At 65.3% G+C, this 20,596-nt stretch carries 16 protein-coding genes; 10 read left to right on the top strand and 6 right to left on the bottom strand.

Going from position 1 to position 20,596, the window contains the following annotated elements; all coding sequences use genetic code 11:
• The first annotated feature begins 52 nt into the window (after positions 1–52).
• The gene (locus JLZ96_RS16745) at positions 53–919 is read left to right on the top strand and encodes a hypothetical protein (RefSeq protein WP_032365526.1); all 867 of its coding nucleotides are present in this window, start codon (positions 53–55) and stop codon (positions 917–919) included.
• 6 nt (positions 920–925) lie between these two features.
• On the opposite strand, the gene JLZ96_RS16740 is transcribed toward JLZ96_RS16745, so the two are convergent.
• Positions 926–1,783, bottom strand: coding sequence for an ABC transporter permease (locus JLZ96_RS16740; protein ID WP_032365525.1), 858 nt, complete (start codon positions 1,781–1,783; stop codon positions 926–928).
• On the bottom strand, positions 1,780–4,650 hold the full coding sequence (locus JLZ96_RS16735; RefSeq protein WP_201010788.1) for an alpha/beta fold hydrolase: 2,871 nt from the start codon (positions 4,648–4,650) through the stop codon (positions 1,780–1,782). The genes JLZ96_RS16740 and JLZ96_RS16735 overlap by 4 nt, the downstream gene beginning before the upstream one ends.
• A 182-nt stretch (positions 4,651–4,832) precedes the next feature.
• Between JLZ96_RS16735 and JLZ96_RS16730 the strand changes: the two genes are divergently transcribed.
• A complete protein-coding gene (locus tag JLZ96_RS16730; protein ID WP_008715916.1) occupies positions 4,833–5,285 on the top strand; it encodes a universal stress protein in 453 nt (150 codons plus the stop codon).
• Between the two features lie 78 nt (positions 5,286–5,363).
• Here the strand turns inward: JLZ96_RS16730 and JLZ96_RS16725 are convergent, their stop codons facing one another.
• From JLZ96_RS16725 to JLZ96_RS16715, 3 genes are all read right to left on the bottom strand, one after another.
• On the bottom strand, positions 5,364–7,685 hold the full coding sequence (locus JLZ96_RS16725; protein ID WP_032370340.1) for a 3'-5' exonuclease: 2,322 nt from the start codon (positions 7,683–7,685) through the stop codon (positions 5,364–5,366).
• Between the two features lie 146 nt (positions 7,686–7,831).
• Positions 7,832–9,022 carry a DoxX family protein gene (locus tag JLZ96_RS16720; RefSeq protein ID WP_027497246.1) on the bottom strand — a complete coding sequence of 397 codons (1,191 nt, stop codon included), beginning with the start codon at positions 9,020–9,022 and terminating at the stop codon, positions 7,832–7,834.
• Between the two features lie 140 nt (positions 9,023–9,162).
• Positions 9,163–9,852 carry an MBL fold metallo-hydrolase gene (locus JLZ96_RS16715; protein WP_032374317.1) on the bottom strand — a complete coding sequence of 230 codons (690 nt, stop codon included), beginning with the start codon at positions 9,850–9,852 and terminating at the stop codon, positions 9,163–9,165.
• 258 nt (positions 9,853–10,110) lie between these two features.
• Between JLZ96_RS16715 and uvrA the strand changes: the two genes are divergently transcribed.
• The gene (gene uvrA, locus JLZ96_RS16710; RefSeq protein ID WP_027497244.1) at positions 10,111–13,035 is read left to right on the top strand and encodes an excinuclease ABC subunit UvrA; all 2,925 of its coding nucleotides are present in this window, start codon (positions 10,111–10,113) and stop codon (positions 13,033–13,035) included.
• A gap of 81 nt (positions 13,036–13,116) precedes the next feature.
• Here uvrA and JLZ96_RS16705 read toward each other — a convergent pair whose 3' ends face one another.
• On the bottom strand, positions 13,117–13,497 hold the full coding sequence (locus tag JLZ96_RS16705) for a DUF1844 domain-containing protein (protein WP_032365519.1): 381 nt from the start codon (positions 13,495–13,497) through the stop codon (positions 13,117–13,119).
• Between the two features lie 379 nt (positions 13,498–13,876).
• Between JLZ96_RS16705 and infC the strand changes: the two genes are divergently transcribed.
• From infC to JLZ96_RS16670, 7 genes are all read left to right on the top strand, one after another.
• A complete protein-coding gene (infC, locus tag JLZ96_RS16700; protein ID WP_045841242.1) occupies positions 13,877–14,617 on the top strand; it encodes a translation initiation factor IF-3 in 741 nt (246 codons plus the stop codon).
• 116 nt (positions 14,618–14,733) lie between these two features.
• Positions 14,734–14,928: a 50S ribosomal protein L35 gene (gene rpmI / locus JLZ96_RS16695; protein ID WP_008715923.1), complete on the top strand. Its 195-nt coding sequence runs from the start codon at positions 14,734–14,736 to the stop codon at positions 14,926–14,928.
• A gap of 86 nt (positions 14,929–15,014) precedes the next feature.
• Positions 15,015–15,404 carry a 50S ribosomal protein L20 gene (rplT, locus tag JLZ96_RS16690; protein ID WP_008715924.1) on the top strand — a complete coding sequence of 130 codons (390 nt, stop codon included), beginning with the start codon at positions 15,015–15,017 and terminating at the stop codon, positions 15,402–15,404.
• 38 nt (positions 15,405–15,442) lie between these two features.
• On the top strand, positions 15,443–16,249 hold the full coding sequence (locus JLZ96_RS16685; RefSeq protein ID WP_201010787.1) for an RNA methyltransferase: 807 nt from the start codon (positions 15,443–15,445) through the stop codon (positions 16,247–16,249).
• Between the two features lie 70 nt (positions 16,250–16,319).
• Complete coding sequence (gene pheS, locus JLZ96_RS16680; protein WP_032386899.1) at positions 16,320–17,387, top strand: phenylalanine--tRNA ligase subunit alpha; 1,068 nt, start codon at positions 16,320–16,322, stop codon at positions 17,385–17,387.
• Between the two features lie 55 nt (positions 17,388–17,442).
• Positions 17,443–19,929, top strand: coding sequence for a phenylalanine--tRNA ligase subunit beta (gene pheT, locus JLZ96_RS16675; protein ID WP_032386898.1), 2,487 nt, complete (start codon positions 17,443–17,445; stop codon positions 19,927–19,929).
• A 69-nt stretch (positions 19,930–19,998) separates the two neighbouring features.
• Positions 19,999–20,553 (top strand): hypothetical protein, encoded by a 555-nt coding sequence (locus tag JLZ96_RS16670; RefSeq protein ID WP_201010786.1) that lies wholly within the window; start codon positions 19,999–20,001, stop codon positions 20,551–20,553.
• Positions 20,554–20,596 lie beyond the last annotated feature (43 nt).

Below are 20,596 nucleotides of genomic sequence, written 5' to 3'. Positions count from 1 at the left end.
GTGCGAGTCGAGCCTGCGGAACGATCCGAAATGGTTCGGTTACGGTTCAGTGATGGACGCAACCACCGCCGGCCGCACCTCTCGTGCACTCGAACTGATCCACTCGATGACCTACTTCCTGCCGGAAACGCAGGACGCTCTCGTTGCTGCTGGGTTACCGCCACGGGCCTGCTATTTCGCCGGTCGTGCAGCACCTCTCGGGCCGGTCGGTGCAGGTGTCGTGACAGCCACGTTCTACAACTTCAACCGCGATCTGATCAGCCCGCTGATTCCGGCAGCCTGGGCCATCGCCTCTCCCGACGAGATCATGGCAATCCGTTACGCCACACTCGACACCGCATTCGAGCGTCTGTTGGGCTCCGAGACGTTGGCGTCCCCGGATATGGCCGAAGCTGCCGACCTCGCATCGATCGCTGCGCGTGGAATCCCAGGAGACGACGGTCGGCCGCTGTACGCCGCCTACGCCGAACTCGACTGGCCGCAAGCGCCGCACCTCGTGTTGTGGCACGCTCTCACCCTGATCCGCGAATACCGCGGCGACGGCCACATTGCCGCGCTGCAGACGGCGGGGTTGAACGGCCTGGACGCGCTGATCACCCACACCGCCACCGGGTACGGCTTCGAGAAGGAATTCGCGCGCAAGCGTCGTGGATGGTCGACCGAGCAGTGGAACGGAGCCGTGGCGTCCTTGGCCGATCGTGAATTGTTGACGGCCGACGGCGCTTTGACTCAGGACGGGAAAGATCTCCGCACGTTGGTCGAGGACATCACCAACGACCTCGCCGTCGCGCCGTGGGCCGCCCTCGGCGAGGACGGTGCAGCTCGGCTGGTTTCGCTCGCGACGCCGTGGCGTGAGTCGATCGTCGGCCAGGGCACCATTCCCGAGGGCGTCTTCGGGCCAGCGATCAAAAAGAAGTAGGCCGCCTCAGCTGGTGATGTCCTTGGTGGCGAATCGTCTCCACGCGATCAGCCCGAAGACCGCCGCGTAGGTGATGGCCGAGAACGATCCGACCACCATGTCGTTCCAGTCGATGTTCGTGCCGAAGGCGTCGATCCACGAGTTCGCGTAGTGCCCGGGCAGATAGTTGCGCAGCGACCCCAATGCCGTGATCTGATCGAGGATCTGCATCAGAATCGACGTCATCACCGCGCCGCCGACGGCCCCGAGAGGGGCGTCGGTGAGCACCGACAGCAACATCGCCAGACCTGCCACCCACAGCAGATTGACGCCGATGTAGGCGACCGCAATCAGTAGTCGCACCAGGGAAGTGCCGTACGACAGTCCCTCACCCAGCGGCGTGACCAATGATTCGGCACCGTACATCACCGTCCCGATCAGCAGGGACACTCCGACCAGCACCAGAATGGCGGCGCTGGACAACGTGGCCGAGACGAGTGCCTTCTGGGTCAACAGTCGGCTTCGAGGAACCGGGATGGCGAGCAGGTAGCGCAGGCTCGACCACGAGGCCTCGCTCGCAACGGAGTCGCCGAAGAACAGCGCCACCACGACGATGAGCAGAAATCCGACGGACATGAACAGTGCGAAGACGGTGAAGTTCATGCCGCCTCGCGTGCCGAGCTCGATGAGCCCACCGGCGTCGGAGTCGGCGCTGGAGCTGCCCACGGTGAAGGCGACGACAAGGATCACCGGTAGCAGGGCAAGGAAACCGATGGCGAGCTGAGTGCGTCGCCGGCCCAGCTGTCGACGCAGTTCGGTACGAAACGGCAGGGTGCGGCCGCCGCTGTAGCCCGCTGCGCGGCCGTCTGCGTGCGTGGTACTCATGAGCGATCCTCGCTGGAGTCGGTCTCGTGAACGACTGGGCCTGGGGTATCTCGATGAACGAGGTCGAGGAACACGTCCTCGAGTCGGGTGGACTGGGAGAAGCCGCGGACCGACACCCCCGCTGTGACGAGTTCTCTGATGACGACGGCGGAATCGGCGTCGGTCAGGTCGACGGTCACCGTGCCGTCGTCGACGATCACCGCGCCGTCATGGCCGGCGGCGTCGAGTACCGACTGGGCGCGGCCGGCGTCGTCGACCCTGATCTCGGTCTGCCCACCGGCCGCTGTCAGCTCGCGGACGGTGCCCGAGCTGATCACGGAGCCACGGTTCATGACCACTACGTGTGTGCACGTCTGTTCCACTTCGGCGAGGAGGTGGCTCGAGACCAACACGGTGCGCCCCGTCTTCGCGTAGTTGATCAGCACGTCACGCATGGTTCGGATCTGTGGCGGGTCGAGGCCGTTGGTCGGTTCGTCCAACACCATGAGATCGGGTAGACCCAGCATGGCCTGTGCAATGGCGAGGCGCTGACGCATGCCTTGGCTGTAGGACTTGACCTTGCGTTCGATCGCTGCGCCGAGGTCTGCGATCTCGAGTGCCTCCTCGAGGTGAGCGTCTTCGATCGGTCGCCCTGTCGCCTCCCAGTACAGCCGCAGGTTCTGGGTGCCGGTCAGATGCGGAAGGAAGCCGGAACCCTCGACGAAGGAGCCGAGCCGCGACAACACCGGGGCACCGGGTGTGACCTTGTGACCGAAGACTCGGATGTCGCCGCCGGTGGGGGTGATCAGGCCCATCAGCATGCGCAACGTGGTGGTCTTTCCGGCACCGTTCGGTCCGAGCAGTCCGAGTACCTGCCCCTGTTTCACCTCGAAGCTGACGCCGTCCACGGCACGGAATCCGTTCGAGTACGTCTTGGCCAGGTCGGTGATCACCAGGGGAGTGTCGACCAGAGCCTCGTCGACCTCGGCCACCGTGCGGCGTCTGGTTCGCACGATCGTCGCCACGACGATGCATCCGACGACCAGGACGACCACGCCGATTCCGATCAGTGGAGCGACGGGTACCGTGCTGTTCGCGCTCGCCACCGCGGGAACCGTCGGTAACGCGACGGATGTGTTCGCCATGGTCACGCTGAATTGTGCGGGCTCCAGCGGGACGGCGTAGGCCTGATCGGTGGTGGAGACGCTCAGTTCGAGACGATGACCTTGCTGGACGGTATAGCTGATTCCAGGGAGGGCGACGGTGAAGTCGACGGGATCGATGCTCCCGGTGTCGGGCAGTCGGATGGCCGACACTGCGCCGCCGGGAAGGGTCCGTGTGCCGTTCGGGGCGACGTCGTACAGTTTCGCGAACAGCACAGCCTGGCCGGGCCCGGCGAGGGACGCCACCCGGAGATCGACTCTCGGCGCGCCGGTGATGGTCAGTGACGAGTCGACGGGCTCGCTGGTGAAAATCGCGGACTGGCCCGGAAGGTCCGCAGTCAGCGCTGCACCGGCTCCGGTCGATCCGAGTGTCGACAACACCGAACCCAGACCGGGGACCGTCGAGATGGCGGACGGTGACGCGCCGGGCGGACGAATGATCGTCCCGTCGTCCGAGGCGGGGGTGAAGGTCACCGTATTCGTCTGTGTGGGTTCGGAGTTCGGGGTCAGGCCTGGGTAGTCGGGAGCCGTCATCCGACGATTGCGTTCTCCTCCTCGCTCATCGGCTGCGCGCTGCGTCGAATACACGAACGGCGCGCTCTCGGAGGTCGCGGGATCGGGGGTGCCGCGCAGAGTCCGGTCGAAGAAGTCCGCGACGGCTCGATCCGACGCACCGTTCGTTCCACCGGCATCGTGCCCACCGTCGAACCACCGAACGGTCACGTCACCGCCTGCGGCTGCGATCTGCCGAGCCGTCGCGTCGGCCTGGTCGAGACCGAACAGAGTGTCCTGGGTGCCCTGTAGGAGAAGCGTCGGAGCCGTGATGTTCGACGCGACCGCGACGGGCGAGTGGGCAGTCAGCAGATCGAGCAGCGGCTGGCTGGGGATGCCGGTCACTGCGGATTGTGCGTAGGCGTCGCAGAATTCCTGGGCGAATCTGCCGCATGCGGATGCGCCACCGCCATCGTTACCACCACCGTTACCGTCCGTGGAACTGCCGGGCGCAGCGCTGGAGGCCCCCGCTCCGAAGAAGACCCCGGCCCATCCACGTTTGAGGACGCCGGGTCCGCCGTATTCGGCACCGGCCGGGGAATCGATGTTTCCGAGCGCTTCTCGACCTGCGGACGAGGTGACGCCGAAGTTGGGGAACAGGGCCTGGCCCAGGTCGTTCCAGGTGATGGCAGCGGCCACCGAGTCCACACGCGGGTCTGTTCCGCCTGCGCTGAGGGCCAGTGCCCCGCCGTACGACCCGCCTGCCACGCCGACGTGGGGATCACCAGGAGCGTCGAGCTGTACTTCGGGCTGTTCGGCCAGCCAGTCCATCAGGCCGCGGGCATCGGCGACCTCGCGATCGGGGTCGTTGATGGAGATGGAACCCGTGCTGTCACCGAAGCCGCGCGCGGTGTAGGCGAGAACCACGTATCCGCGCGCGGCGAGATCACGAGCTTCGCCGTCGACCGAGTCCTTGCTGCCGCCGAAGCCGTGCGCGAGCAACACAGCCGGAGCGGGGGTGGACTCGGGAATGTAGAGCCGGGTGTCGAGGTCGACGGTCTCCGTCGAACCGGGGCTGTCCGGTAGCGTGATGCGCGCGTCACGCGTAGCAGTGTCGGCTTCGCGTCCCTGGGGGAGGAATGCGAATGCGAGGGCGGCCACGATCACGATCGAGATCGCGACGGCACCGAGAGCGAGGGCCCGTCTCGACAACGGCGGGCGGGGGATCGGCATGCAAACCAATGTATGTGAGTGGCGCGGATCGTGTTGTTCCCCAAGTTCACGTGCCGATCGTCGACTTCCGGCTACTGTCAGCGCATCAGTCCCCGGACCACGTCTTTCGGTCCTGTGACTTGCACCAATCCAGTTCGACCAGAAGTGTCACATCTGTGTGTGACCGACAAATGGAGGAATGAATGAGCGCCTACCGCACCGTCGTCGTCGGAACCGATGGCTCCGAATCGTCACTGCGGGCAGTGGAGAAGGCCGCGGCTCTGGCGGGAGATGCCGATGCCACCCTGGTGATCGCGTGTGCTTACTACCCGGCCGATCCGAAAGACACCTCTGCCGCCGCCGACGCACTCCGCGAGGACGCCTACCAGATCACCGGTTCGGCACCGACGCGCGAAATCCTGCGCACCGCCCGAGAGCACGCCACCAAGGCCGGCGCGAAGAACATCGAGGAGAAGCCGATCGTCGGAGCGCCCGTCGAGTCCCTCCTGGCACTCGTGGACGAGGTCAAGGGCGATCTACTCGTCGTCGGCAACCGTGGGCTGAACTCGCTGACCGGGCGGTTGCTCGGTTCGGTTCCGTCCGACGCGGCCCGCAAGTCGACCTGTGACGTCCTGATCGTCCATACCGTCCGCTGATTTTCTCGTAGTACGACAATCGGCCCGCCCCGTCGACGATGACGGGGCGGGCCGATTGTTCTCGTCGGACTGTTCTCGTCAGACCTCGGCGTCGAAGGGCTGCAGGGCCCCGAGCTCCTGGGGCAGAGGATCCACATGGACGACTCCGAGTCGCTGGGTTGCTCGGGTCAGGGCCACGTAGAGGTCGTTCATACCCTTGACGGACTCCGCAACGATCGCGCTCGGCTCGACGATGATCACCGAGTCGAACTCGAGCCCTTTCGCGTCCTTGACCGTCGACACGGTCACCACATCCGACGCCAGGTGCTGCAGTTGGGAGACGAGTTCGGAGGGAACGAGCACTGCGCTCAGGCCGGGACGAGGGTGGTCGGCCACTCGCTTCTCGACCGTCGTCACCAGATCTGCTGCGGCTACGCGTTGAGCCCACGGCTCGACGCCGGTGCTGCGAATGGATCGCGGTTCGGACTGCTCCGGATCGATCGCCGCGAGCACGTCGTGCGCCACGGTCATGATCTCCGACGGCGTTCGGTAGTTGACCGTCAGTTCGGTGAGCTTCCAGCGTTGAGCCACATACGGTTCGAGCACCGATCCCCAGGACGAGGTTCCGGCCGGATCACCGGTCTGCGCGGTGTCACCCACCAGTGTCATCCACCGATTGGGGATGCGCCGCATCACCATTCGCCACGCCATCGCCGACAGCTCTTGTGCCTCGTCCACGATCACGTGCCCGTAGGTCCAGGTACGGTCGCCGGCTGCGCGTTCCGCGGTGGTGAGTCGCTGACCCGAATTCTGGCGTCGCGCAAGCTGATCGGCGTCGATCAGGTCGTACGCCATCAGAATCTCCGGGTCCAGTTCGTCCTCGAGGTCCTGTGGTGCAGACCCGGTCAGGATGTCCAGCGCGCCCTGGGCATCGGCGATCTGGCCACGCCATTGACGCTGGGCCTGCTCACGTTCGGCAGCATCGTCGACGCCGAGCAGCTCGGCGAGCTCGTCGAGCAGCGGGGCATCCGCGGACGAGAAGCCGTGGCCGCGGCGCAGCAGCGACTCGCGCTCCGACTCGCCGAGCGCAGGTGCGGCCGATGCGATCTTCTCCGGCGATGCGAACAGGTCTCGAAGAACCTGCTGGGGTGACAGATCCGGCCACAACTCGTCTATCGCAGCCATCACGTCGTGGTCCTCGCGCATCTCGTCCCGCATGTCCGCAATGTCGTCGGCGCTGAGCAAGCTCGATCCGTCCACCACGTTCTGGCCGAGTTTCGCGGCCAGCTGATTGGCCAACTGGTCGATGACCGAGGACACGAACAGTGGCCGAGCCAAGTTGTGTGGTCGCCGGGAGGATCGGGCGCGGCCGCGGGCACGCGTGACCATCTTTCGATCGAGGGTGATGTCGTAGGTGTCGAACTTCAGCCGGCGCGGCTGTGCGGGCACCTCCTGGCGATCACGCACTGCCTGCGTCAGTACGTCGACCATCGACAGTTTGCCCTTGACCTCGGTGGCCAGAGCCGAATCCTCGCGCTGCGCACGGACTCCGGGGTACAGATCGCCGATCGTCGACAGCAATACCCCGGTTTCGCCCAGCGACGGCAGCACCTGGCCGATGTAGTCGAGGAACGTGGCGTTGGGCCCGATGATGAGGACACCGCTCTTGCCGAGCTGTTGACGGTACGTGTACAGCAGATACGCTGCTCGGTGCAGTGCCACGGCCGTCTTGCCGGTGCCCGGTCCGCCCTGCACCACCAGCACACTGCGATGCTGTGAGCGGATGATCGCGTCCTGCTCGCTCTGGATCGTTTCGACGATGTCGTTCATCTGACCGGTTCGCGCCGCATCGAGCGCGGACAGCAGCGCACCCTCACTGGCGACGCCACCCGCGACAGCCGCATCGTTCGACGACTGCGCGGACTCGAGGTCCAGGAATTCGTCGGCGATGGCGGTCACCTTGCGTCCGCGGGTACGGATATGCCTGCGGCGCAACACGTTTTCGGGGGCTGCCGGTGTCGCCAGATAGAACGGACGGGCCATGGGGGCTCGCCAGTCCAGCAGTAGTGTCTCGTAATCGTTCTTGTCGTCGAGGATGCCGACACGGCCGATGTAACGCTCGGGGCGGTCGTCGACTTTCGGATCGAGGGTGTCCGGGTCGAGGTCGATGCGTCCGAAGCAGAGCCCGTTCTCGGCTGCGTCGTACTTGGCGATGTCCTCGGTGTACATCTGGTTGAAGGATTCGCGCTCGCTTCGGGCCTGCGGTGTTCCGCCGGTCTCGAGCAGCACGGCGCGAAGTCGGTTTGCTGCATACTCGCGCAGCGAATCGAGCTGCGTGTACAACCGCGTCAGGTGCGCCTGTTCGAGGTCTTCCTCGATGGGTGCACCGGGATCGTTCGATGTGTGGCCGTCGTCCGGCAAAGGTTCTCCTCGGGAGTTCGGCCGAGGCGACGATATCGCCTCGAAATCAGCCAGAGCAGTCTACGCCGCAGAACGGCCCTGCCGCAGAACCGCGAGTTCTGGGACAGGGCCGTGCGCGCGAACGACGCCGAGCGTCGCGGGTAGACCTACTTCGCGTACTGCTGGAGCTTCTTGTCCAAGTTCTTCTGCGCCTTGGCAACTCGCTTCTCGAGCTTGGCCCGAGCCTGCTCGGTTGCCTTCTCGAGTTCCTTGTTCTGCTTCTCGGCCCGCTTACGAGCGCGCTTGCCGAGCGTGTCGACACGATCCGACGCGATGTCGGCCCACGTGGCACCGCGCTTCTGAGCCTCTTCGGCCAGAACGGATCCCTTCTCGGCAGCGAGATCGGCGAGCTTCGCTCCGCGCTTCTGTGCCACCTCGGCCAGTTCACTGCGACGGTCGGCAGCGACGTCGACCAACTTCGAGCCCCGCTTCTGAGCGAGCTCGGCCCAATCCGAGCTGCGGTGCGCGGCCTTGTCGGCGAGCTTCGAGCCACGCTTCTGCGCTTCTTCGGCCAGATCGCTTCCGCGGTCGGCAGCAAGCTCGGCCAGCTTCGAGCCCCGCTTCTGGGCTTCCTCGGCCAGCTCCGAACCCTTGTCGGCGGCGATGTGAGCCCACCGGTTCAGAGCGGGCTGCGCGACCTCTGCCAGCTCCGAGCCCTTCTCGCCGGCGATGTCGGCGAACTTGGCGAGCTTCGGCTGTGCGGCGTCGGCGAGCTTGGCCAGCTTCGGCTGTGCGGCGTCGGCCAGATCGGCACCGCGGCTCGCTGCGATCGAGGCAATTTCCTTGACGCGTTCCCCGGTGTCGTGAGTGGTGTGACCGGGCAGCGCTGAGACCACAGATTCCTGTGCGCGGCGTGCCGCCCGCTTGCTGCGCCACGCGACGGAGGGCTTGCCCTCGGTGTCGACGGCCGCGATCAGCAGTCCGCCGAGGAGGCTGAGGTTCTTGAAGAAGTGGATGCGTTGCGCAGCCTTGGTCTCCGGGTCGGTTTCGTTCCAGAACGCGTGTCCGGCCAGCGTCGTCGGAACAAGGCTTCCAGCCAGAGCGAGCGATGCGATACGCGGTGCCTTACCGGTGGCCAACAGAATGCCGCCGGCGACCTGGATTCCGCCGTTGATCCGAACCAACGTCTCGGGATCGGTCGGCACGTTCGCGGTGACCTCGTTGGGCAGAGCATCCTTGCTCTGCTCGATCAACGGAGCGGCTGCCTTCGCCCTGCCGGCGGGATTACGAAGTGCATCGACGCCCCCGGAGATGAAAATCGTAGACATCAGCGGACGGGCGATACGGCGGACCAGCATTGACAGCCTCCTGCGTAGTTTCTCGTGTCATGGCGGTTGTACGTGCGGACTCGCACCGAAAGTAGATCGAAATCACCGGTGCGTGCACTTTTGTCACACTCTTCATACCCCGTGTTTCACGGTCTCAAGCACGTGCGGCGTCACCAGCCGCGTTCGCGCCATTCCGCCAGGTGCGGCCGCTCGTCACCGAGAGTGGTGTCCTTGCCGTGCCCGGGGTAGACGACGGTGTCGTCGGCGAAACGGTCGAACAATTTGGCGCTCACGTCGTCGAGCAGGTGGGTGAAGTCCTCGGGGCCGTTGGTTTTGCCGACGCCGCCGGGGAACAGGGAATCACCGGTGAAGAGGTGCGTCGTCTTGCCCTCGGCGTCGGTCAGCGCGAGCGCTATCGAGCCCGGAGTGTGACCGGTCAGATGCACCACATCGAACGTGAGCTCTCCCACCGACACCGTGTCGTGGTCGGCAAGAAAACGGTCCGGAGCTACCGGCAGCGGTTCTGCGTCCAGCTCGTGGGCCGCGGTGGGGGAGTCGGTGCCACCGGCGATATCGGCCAGCGCCTGCCAGTGGTCGGCATGCTGATGTGTGGTGACGATCAGAGACAGTGTCGGTGCGTTCTCGTCGAGAAGCAGTGAGATGCGGTCGGCCTCGTTGGCGGCGTCTATCAGCAGAGAATGGCCCGTTGCGGAACAGACGACCAGGTAGGTGTTGTTGTCCATGGGGCCGACCGACATCTTGGTGATCGTGGCTCCGGGGATCGTCCGCCGCTGCGGGGGTGAACCCTGTGCAACGACGCCGGTGTAATTGTCGTCGATGACCATGAGGTGCTCGTCCATTTCGAGGACGCTACCGTCGGCAGCAACGACGGGAGCGCCGGGGTCACGCTCGTGGAAAAGTGTGTCGGTACCTGGACCTACCATTGCTACGAGGTGAGGTTCGTCCCTCACCTCGACAGGTTTTCGACGTGGAGTCCTCGGCTACACGGCGTGTGATCGGTGCATCGGCACCACGCGTCATCATCGACTCGACGTCGGACAATGCTGCGTCGAGCAGCAACACGGCTCGACGTGCTCGTGAGAAAAGAAGGGAACACAGTGGCGGATCGCCTGATAGTGCGAGGTGCACGGGAGCACAACTTGAGGGGGGTCGATATCGACCTGCCCCGGGACGCGCTGATCGTGTTCACCGGTTTGTCCGGTTCGGGCAAGTCGTCTCTCGCCTTCGACACGATCTTCGCCGAAGGCCAGCGCCGCTACGTGGAGTCGCTGTCCGCATACGCCCGGCAGTTCCTCGGGCAGATGGACAAGCCCGATGTCGACTTCATCGAAGGCCTGTCGCCCGCGGTCTCGATCGACCAGAAGTCGACCAACCGCAACCCACGCTCGACCGTGGGCACCATCACCGAGGTCTACGACTACCTGCGGTTGCTCTACGCCAGGGCGGGCACTGCGCACTGCCCGGTGTGCGGCGAGCAGATCGCCAAGCAGACCCCACAGCAGATCGTCGATCAGGTTCTCGACATGGAGGAGGGCCTGAAATTCCAGGTCCTCGCGCCGGTGGTCCGAACCCGTAAGGGCGAGTTCGTCGACCTGTTCGACTCGCTCAACACTCAGGGCTACTCACGTGTGCGCGTCGACGGTGTCGTCCACCAGCTCAGCAGCCCGCCGGTCTTGAAGAAGCAGGAAAAACACGACATCGAGGTCGTTGTCGACCGACTCACGGTCAAGTCCAGCTCGAAGCAGCGGCTCACCGACTCGGTGGAGACCGCACTGCGGCTCGCGGACGGCATCGTGGTTCTCGACTTCGTCGACCGTGAGGAGAACGCCCCCGATCGGGAGCGTCGTTTCTCGGAGAAGCTCGCGTGCCCCAACGGCCACCCGCTGTCCATCGACGACCTCGAACCGCGATCGTTCTCCTTCAACTCGCCGTACGGCGCCTGCCCCGACTGTGTCGGGCTCGGCGTGCGCAAGGAGGTCGATCCCGAGCTGGTGGTGCCCGACGGTGATCTGAGTCTGGCCGACGGTGCCATCGCGCCCTGGTCGATGGGCCAGACGTCGGAGTACTTCGGTCGCTTGCTGTCCGGACTCGCCGACGCCATGGGCTTCGATCTGCACGCTCCGTGGAACAAGCTGCCGGCGAAGGTCAAGCGAGCTGTCCTGGAGGGCAGCGACCACCAGGTGCACGTGAAGTACAAGAACCGGTACGGCCGCACCCGGTCGTACTACGCCGAGTTCGAGGGCGTCATGCCCTTCCTGCACCGCCGCCTCGAGCAGACCGAATCCGAACAGATGAAGGAACGCTACGACGGCTACATGCGCGACGTTCCGTGTCCTACCTGCAACGGAGCCAGGCTGCGTCCGGAAATTCTGTCGGTCACCATCGCGGCAGGTGATTTCGGGCCGAAGTCGATCGCCGAGGTATGTGAACTGTCCATCGCCGACACGGCCGACTTCCTCAACAGCCTCACTCTGGGGCGACGCGAGGAAGCGATCGCGGGCCAGGTCCTCAAAGAGGTGCAGGCTCGACTCGGCTTCCTGCTGGACGTGGGTCTCGAATACCTGTCGTTGGCGCGCACCGCGGGCTCGCTGTCCGGCGGCGAGGCCCAACGTATCCGGCTCGCCACGCAGATCGGCTCCGGCCTCGTCGGCGTGCTTTACGTACTGGACGAGCCGTCCATCGGACTGCATCAACGGGACAACCGCCGGCTCATCGACACCCTGACGCGACTGCGCGATCTCGGCAACACGTTGATCGTCGTCGAGCACGACGAGGACACCATCCGTACCTCGGACTGGGTCGTCGATATCGGACCGCTGGCCGGTGAGCACGGCGGACGCGTCGTGCACAGCGGTTCATACGCGGACCTGCTGACCAACGACGAATCGCTCACGGGTGCATATCTGTCGGGTCGTATGGAGATCCCGTTGCCGGACACCCGTCGGGTGGTCGACAAGAAGCGACAGGTCACCGTCGTGGGTGCCCGTGAACACAACCTCCAGGGAATCGACGTCAGCTTCCCCCTCGGTGTTCTGACGTCGGTCACCGGTGTCTCCGGCTCGGGCAAGTCGACTCTGGTCAACGACATCCTTGCGACCGTGATGGCCAACAAGCTCAACGGTGCCCGGCAGGTTCCCGGTCGGCACACCCGGATCAACGGTCTCGACCAACTGGACAAGCTGGTTCGCGTCGACCAGTCACCGATCGGCCGCACGCCCCGGTCCAACGCCGCGACGTACACCGGGGTGTTCGACAAGATTCGTACGTTGTTCGCGGCCACCACCGAGGCCAAGGTTCGTGGGTATCAGCCCGGGCGATTCTCGTTCAACGTCAAGGGCGGTCGGTGCGAGGCATGCTCGGGAGACGGCACGTTGAAGATCGAGATGAACTTCCTGCCCGACGTTTACGTACCGTGCGAGGTGTGCGAAGGCGCTCGCTACAACCGTGAGACGCTCGAAGTGCACTACAAGGGCAAGACCATCGCCGAGGTCCTGGACATGCCGATCGAGGAGGCTGCCGACTTCTTCGAGGCCATCACGTCGATTCACCGGTACCTCAAGACACTTGTCGAGGTCGGCCTCGGTTACGTCCGCCTGGGGCAACCGGCGACGACACTGTCCGGCGGCGAAGCTCAGCGTGTGAAACTCGCAGCCGAGTTGCAGAAGCGATCGACCGGCCGCACCGTCTACATTCTCGACGAGCCGACCACGGGCCTGCATTTCGAGGACATCCGGAAGTTGCTCGGAGTCGTGAACGGACTCGTCGACAAGGGGAACACCGTGATTGTCATCGAGCACAATCTGGATGTCATCAAGGTCTCCGACTGGGTCATCGACATGGGGCCCGAAGGCGGTTCGGGCGGCGGAACGGTTGTGGCACAAGGTAATCCAGAATCCGTGGCGGCGGTGCCCGAAAGCTACACCGGAAAATTCCTGCAGGAGGCGCTCTCCCGCGAGGTAGTGGCGTCCACGCCGAAGGCGGCCCCGAAGAAGCGTCGGGCTCGTAAGGTCGCTGCGGTCTGACGCGAACACGTCGACGACGAAGCCGCATCCGGATTGCCGGATGCGGCTCCGTCGTCTGTGGGTGGGGTGGGGTGCGCTCGTTCAGTGCACCGGGCCGGTGTACTTCTCACCGGGGCCGAGTCCTGGCTCGTCCGGGTGTGCTGAGGCTTCCCGGAACGCGCGTTGCAGTGCCTGGAGGCCGTCGCGAATCGGTCCAGCATGGGGACCGAGGTACTCGACCGACGCGGTGACCAAGCCGGCGAGTGCGGTGATGACGCGTCGGGCCTCGTCGAGATCGAGGTAGGGGCTCTCCGCGGGATCGGGCTCGGACAGACCCAGCTTCTCGGCCGCGGAACTCATCAGCATCACCGCTGCACGGCTGATGACCTCGACCGCGGGAACCTCGGCGAGTTCCCGGACTTCTTGCTCGATACCGGTGGGGTCGGAGCCTGCGGGATCGGCGGGCGTGGATGAACTGGTCATACCTACGAGAATCCCACGCCGCGGGTGCCGTCGGTCGGATCGGGTGTCGACTCGGCTTCATCGACCGGTGCGATTGTCGGTTTCGGCATTCTGCTGGTAGTCTGACTCGACGACCGTCTTCGGCGTGCGCTCCTCGATGGAGTTCACCGCATGGAGGCAGCAAGTGGAGCCCGACTCCCACCGGTATGTGATCCGAATGGATCGCTTCCGGTCCGGTCGCACGAAGGTCTCCCAGTCGGGATTCCCCAGTGCTTCCTCCTCGTGAGGAGACTGTACGACGCGCTATGTCGTACGGATCGACCGGTCGACATCGGGCCCTGCTGTCGGTACAGACCGGCTGCAGGGTTTTTTCGTTTTCGGTGTTGGTTCGCCGAGCGTGATGTCGAGGTTCGAGGGCGACGGGCTGTGTAAGTGGCAGGCGGTCGGGTTACACACCACACCGCACTACCTAGGAGGCCCCATCAGCACTGAGACCCGCATCAACGATCGCATCCGAGTTCCCGAGGTCCGTCTTGTCGGACCAGGCGGTGAACAGGTGGGGATCGTGCGTGTTGAAGATGCACTCCGCTTGGCTCTCGAAGCCGACCTCGATCTTGTCGAAGTAGCTCCCGACGCACGTCCGCCGGTCTGCAAGATCATGGACTACGGGAAGTTCAAGTACGAGGCTGCGCAGAAGGCGCGCGAATCGCGCAAGAACCAGACGCTCACCGTCATCAAGGAGCAGAAGCTCCGCCCCAAGATCGACGCGCACGACTACGAGACCAAGAAGCGCAACGTGGTTCGCTTCCTCGAAGCCGGCTCGAAGGTCAAGGTCACCATCATGTTCCGTGGTCGCGAGCAATCGCGCCCCGAGCTGGGTTTCCGTTTGTTGCAGCGCCTGGGTGCCGACGTCGCGGAACTCGGTTTCGTGGAAACGTCGGCCAAGCAGGACGGCCGCAACATGACCATGGTCCTGGCTCCGCACAAGGGTGCCAAGACTCGCGTGAAGGCTCAGGAAAGCGCTGCCGCGCCGCCTGCGCAACGCGCACCGGCCCCCGCGCCGGAACAGCCCGCCGCAGCAGCTCCGGCTGCCGAGGCACCGGCCGCAGCAGCTCCGGCTACTCCGGCTCAGACCAACTGAGCTTCGCGCTCTACCAGTAAGACAGTCCCGCACCCGCCTCGGTGCGCAGTCCGTTCCGAGGCGCTGCGTGGCTGTGCCATGCACCACCGAAGAGCTAATACAGAACAGAGGATTTCATGCCCAAGCAGAAGACGCACAGTGGTGCCAAGAAGCGATTCAAGGTGTCCGGCAGCGGCAAGATCCTGCGCCAGAAGGCCGGCCGTCGCCACCTGCTCGAGCACAAGCCCACCAAGGTGACTCGTCGCCTCGATGGTGTCGCCGTTGTCAAGAAGGCCGACGTGCCTCGGATCAAGCGCCTGCTCGGCATCTGATCCGGCTCGCCGCCGACTGATTTCGGTCGGCTTCATCCCATTACCATTCGGGGTTTCACACGCCCCCAGATCGACAGGATTCACCAGTGGCACGCGTAAAAAGGGCCGTCAACGCCCAGAAGAAGCGCCGTTCGATTCTCGAAGCGTCCAAGGGCTACCGCGGACAGCGCTCACGTCTGTACACCAAGGCCAAGGAGCAGCAGCTCCACTCGCTCACCTACGCGTACCGGGACCGCCGCGCGCGCAAGGGTGACTTCCGCAAGCTGTGGATCACGCGTATCAACGCTGCAGCGCGGGCCAACGACATCACCTACAACCGCTTCGTCCAGGGCCTGAAGGCCGCGGGCGTCGAGGTGGACCGCAAGATCCTCGCCGAGCTCGCTGTGTCCGATGCCGAGGCATTCGCCGGCTTGGTCGCCATCGCCAAGGCTGCATTGCCTGCCGATGTCAACGCTCCTGCTGGAGAAGCAGCCTGAGCGAGTCGCCGCACGACGATTCAACTCCGAAACGACCCGTGGATTCGCTGACCGAGCGAACTCCGCGGGTCGTTTCGGCCGTCAAGCTCGCTCGCGCTGCAGAGCGCAAGAAGACGGGACTGTTCCTTGCCGAGGGGTTCAACGCTGTGTCCGAGGCTGCTCGGTTCGGGTCGGTCCGCGAGCTGTTCTTCACCGCGGATGCCCTCGACCGACACGAGAGCCTCATCGCCTCCGTCGAGGCCGGTGGCGCACGGGTGTTTCCGATCACCGATCGGGCCGCGAAGGCGTTGTCCGACACTGTCACTCCGCAGGGCCTGATCGCAGTCACCGAGTTGGTCGACGTCCCGATCGGCCGTGCGTTGGCCGGGACACCGCGGCTGGTGGTCGTTCCTGTGGAAATGGCCGAGCCTGGTAATGCCGGCACGATCATTCGTGTCGCCGACGCCGCGGGGGCCGATTCGGTGGTCCTGCTCGGCGACTCCGTCGATCCTCACAACGGCAAATGCGTGCGGGCCTCGGCCGGCAGCGTCTTTCATCTCCCCATCGCGCGGGAGCGCTCGATCGAGGGCGGCGTCGACGCACTGCGCCGTGCAGGACTGACGGTCGTGGCGACCGCCGCCGACGGCGAAGTCGACCTGGACGACGCAGACGAGCTGCTCCAGCAGCCGACTGCGTGGTTGTTCGGCAACGAGGCCCACGGTTTGTCCCTCCCCGTTGCCCAAGCTGCCGATCACCGGATCAGAATTCCCATCCACGGTCGGGCGGAGAGTCTGAACCTGGCGACCGCCGCGGCACTGTGTCTCTACGCGAGCGCCCGTGTTCGACGACGGTCGGCGAACCCGTGAATACGGTCGCCTAGGATCGTTACCACTCTGCTTCGTGCAGACCGACCATTATTCGAGGAGTGCATCTGTCGTGGCGAAGAAAGAGTCCGGGCCCGAGCCGGTAGATCCGAGCGTTCTCGAAGAGTCCGCACTCGACGCTGCGGTGGACTCGGCCGAGCAGGCGTTCGCCGACGCGTCGGACCTCGATGCGCTCACGAAGGTCAAAATCGATCACGTGGGTGGAAAGGCGCCACTGGCGTTGGCTCAGCGCGCCCTCGGAGCTCTTCCCGGTGACCAGAAGGCGGACGCGGGCAAGCGCGTCAAGGTGGCACGAGACCGGGTGCAGAAGTCCTTCGACGAGCGCCGCGCAGTGCTGTCGGCGGAGCGCGATGCGGCGATTCTCGTGGCCGAGACGATCGACGTGACGCTGCCGACCGACCGGGCACCCGTCGGAGCGCGCCATCCCATCACGATCATCTCCGAGCAGGTTGCCGACGTCTTCGTCGGAATGGGCTGGGAGGTCGAAGAGGGCCCCGAGGTGGAAACCGAGCACTTCAACTTCGACGCGTTGAACTTCCTGCCCGATCACCCGGCTCGCACGATGCAGGACACGTTCCACATCGCGCCGGAGGGCTCGCGGCAGGTACTGCGTACGCACACGTCGCCGGTGCAGGTGCGATCGATGCTCTCTCGCGAGGTGCCGATCTACGTCGTCTGTCCTGGCCGGACGTTCCGTACCGACGAGCTCGACACGACGCACACTCCGGTCTTTCATCAGGTCGAGGGGCTCGCGATCGACAAGGGCCTGACGATGGCGCATCTGCGCGGAACGCTGGACGCGTTCGCGCAGGCTCTCTTCGGCAGCGATACGCGCACTCGGATGCGGCCCAACTACTTTCCGTTCACCGAGCCCTCCGCCGAGGTCGATGTGTGGTTCCCCAAGAAGAAGGGTGGAGCCGGTTGGGTCGAATGGGGTGGCTGCGGAATGGTCAACCCGAAGGTGTTGCAGGCCAGCGGCATCGACCCGGAGGTGTACACCGGTTTCGCGTTCGGCATGGGTCTCGAGCGAACTCTGCAGTTTCGCAACGACATCCCGGACATGCGGGACATCGTCGAGGGGGATATCAGGTTCACTCTGCCCTTCGGTGTTCAGGCCTGACGCGGCCACTCTCCAGCCCCACTTCATCTCGGATACAAGAAAGAGCTGAGCACACGTGCGAGTCCCACATTCCTGGTTGACCGAGGTCCTGCACGCGGGTACTCCCGACTGGTCCGTCTCGCCCGACGAGCTCGACGCGGGTTTCGTACGCGTCGGTTTCGAGGTCGAGGAGCTGGTCTCGTTGGACAACGTGACGGGACCCCTCGTGGTGGGTCGGGTCGAGTCGATCGAGGAACTGACCGAATTCAAGAAGCCCATTCGGTTCTGCCTCGTGAACGTGGGGGCCGACGAGCCGCAGGAGATCGTCTGCGGTGCACGCAATTTCGCCGAGGGGGACCTGATCGTCGCGGCGCTGCCCGGCAGCGTTCTGCCCGGCGGGTTCGCCATCGCGTCGCGCAAGACGTACGGCCGCAACTCCAACGGAATGATCTGCTCGACGCTCGAGCTCGGTCTCGGCCGGGACCACTCCGGGATCCTGGTGCTACCGGAAGGGACTGCGCAGCCCGGCGACGATGCCAAAGTCGTTCTGGGTCTTGATGATTCGGTGATCGAGCTGAACGTGACACCGGATCGCGGGTACGCCTTCTCGGTGCGCGGCCTGGCCCGTGAGTTGGCGTGCAGCTTCGATCTTCCGTATGTGGATCCGGCGCGCACGATGCCCACCGAGGTCACCGGTGACGCCTGGCCCGTGACGGTCGAGCCCGAGTCCGGTGCTTCTCGGTTCGCTCTGCGCAAGGTCGTGGGTATCGATCCCGCTGCCGTCACTCCCTGGTGGATGCAGCGGAGATTGCTGCTGGCCGGGGTGCGACCGATCTCGGCGGCGGTGGACGTGACCAACTACGTGCTCCACGAGCTCGGCCAGCCGTTGCATGCTTTCGACGCGAGCAAGCTCGACGGTGATCTCGTCGTGCGGCGCGCGAATGCGGGGGAGACGCTCACGACGCTCGACGGCGTCGAGCGGTCGCTCGATGCGGAAGACGTGGTCATCGCCGACGGAACGGGAGCCATCTCGTTGGCCGGCGTCATGGGCGGGGCGTCCACCGAGGTCGACGACTCGACCAGCGATGTCGTTCTCGAAGCAGCATCGTTCGATCCGCTCGCGGTGTTCCGAACCGGCCGTCGCCACAAGCTGTCGAGCGAGGCGAGCAAGCGTTTCGAGCGGACTGTGGATTCGGCGCTCCCGGTTGCGGCGCTCGATCGGGCCGCACAGTTGCTCGTCGAGATCGCCGGTGGACGTATCGAACCGGTGCTGACCGACATCGGCGAGGCTGCCCGGTTCCCGTCGGTGACGATGGACTTCGACCTGCCCGATCGGATCGCGGGTGTGCAGTACCCCGACGGGACCGCTGCTCGACGGCTCGCTCAGATCGGATGCACCGTCGAGGTGGATGTCGACGGTGGCGGCCACGGACAACTGGTCGTCGATCCTCCCTCGTGGCGACCCGACTTGGTGCAGCGCGCCGATCTGGTCGAAGAGGTGCTGCGGCTCGAAGGGCTCGAGAAGATCCCGTCGATTCTGCCGTCCGCTCCCGGTGGGCGCGGCCTCACCGCCGAGCAGAAGCGTCGGCGGGCAGTCGGCAAGGCCCTTGCGTTCGCCGGCTATGTCGAAGTTCTTCCGCCGGTGTTCCTGCCCAAGGGAATCTTCGACACGTGGGGCCTCGACGCGGACGACCCGCGCCGAGCGACGACGTCGGTGTTGAACCCGCTCGAGGCCGACCGCCCCGAGCTTGCGACGACCGTCCTTCCCGGTCTGCTCGAAATGCTGAGCAGGAATATCGCCCGCGGTCAGCGGGACGTGTCTTTGTTCGGAATCGCCCAGGTCGTTCTCCGGCACGACGCCACCGCTGCAGTGGACGCGTTGCCGGTCGATCGGCGACCGACCGACGATCAGATCGCGATGCTCCGTGGGTCCCTCCCCGCACAGCCGGTACACGTGGGCGTGGTGCTCGCCGGTCAGCGTGAGCCGTCCGGGCCGTGGGGACCGGGCCGAGCAGCCGAGGCCGCAGACGCGTTCGCCGCTGTGCGCACGGTTGCCGCGGCTTCCGGCGTGCACGTCGATCTTCGTGCAGCACAACACCTTCCCTGGCATCCGGGCCGGTGCGCCGAGGTTCTTCTCGACGGTGAGGTCGTCGGGCACGCAGGCGAACTGCATCCGGCTGTGCTCGAGCGAGCCGGTTTGCCGCCGCGTACGTGTGCTGTGGAGCTGAGTTTGAGTGCTCTGCCCGTCGTCGAATCGCTTCCGGCCCCCGAGGTATCCCCATACCCGGCTGTGTTGCAGGACGTCGCTGTCGTGGTCGACGCGTCCGTGCCCGCGGCCTCCGTCGAGGCAGCACTGACGATCGGCGGTGGAGAACTGCTCGAGTCCATCCGACTGTTCGACGTCTACGAGGGCGAGCAGGTCGGCGAGGGGCGTAAGTCGTTGGCGTTCGCCCTCCGGTTCCGCGGTTCGGACGGAACCCTGACCGAGGATCAGGCGACGGCGGCTCGCGACGCAGCCGTGGCTGCGGCATCCACAGCGGTCGGTGCCCAGCTGCGTAGCTGAACCGTCGACGGCGCGGCCGGTGTTGTGCGTAGCGTGGTGTCATGACGGGCACGACGACGGGAGCAGCCGATGAGTGAATCCGACACGCAGGCCACGGCCTCGGATCTGCAGGTGTTGAACGAGGTTCTCGCGGCGGTGGCCGGCCGACCTCGGTTGGCTCCGGTGGCAGCGGCGGCATCCGCTCTGGCGGCCGAGTTGGGGGCGGCGGAACCCGAGCCCGCCGGTCCGGATCGCGGCGTCCCGCCGGGAACCGTTCCCGATGTGGATGTTCCGCAGGTGACGAAACCTCGTATCGACCAGCCGCTCGGCGATCCACCACCGGGAGCTCCGTTGGGCGGAACGGTGCCGGGCGTCATCGATGCGGAATTGGTCGACGACCTTCCCGTCGGCGGGGGTGGGGGTTATGTCGGCGGTGCGACTACGGGCGAGTTCACCGACTCCGGGGTGCCGACCTGGGACGGGGTGCGAGAGAAGGTGGAGCACCGCTCGGGTACGGCTGTCGGGGCGGAGGAGCTGGACCGGGAATCGAGAGCCGGTCAGGACCTGGACAAGCAGTGGAACGATCGGCAGGAAGCGGGCCGAAAGAAGCTCGACGAAATTCGTAGATCGATGGGTAGCAGCTAGCGTTTCCGGCCCGCCGATGAATGAGCTTGCATGATGCTGCATA

Source organism: Rhodococcus sp. NKCM2511 (genome assembly GCF_014905595.1).
Lineage (GTDB): Bacteria > Actinomycetota > Actinomycetes > Mycobacteriales > Mycobacteriaceae > Rhodococcoides > Rhodococcoides fascians.
The sequence above is the reverse complement of the archived record's forward strand: the minus strand, read 5'-3'. Positions and strand labels throughout refer to the sequence as shown.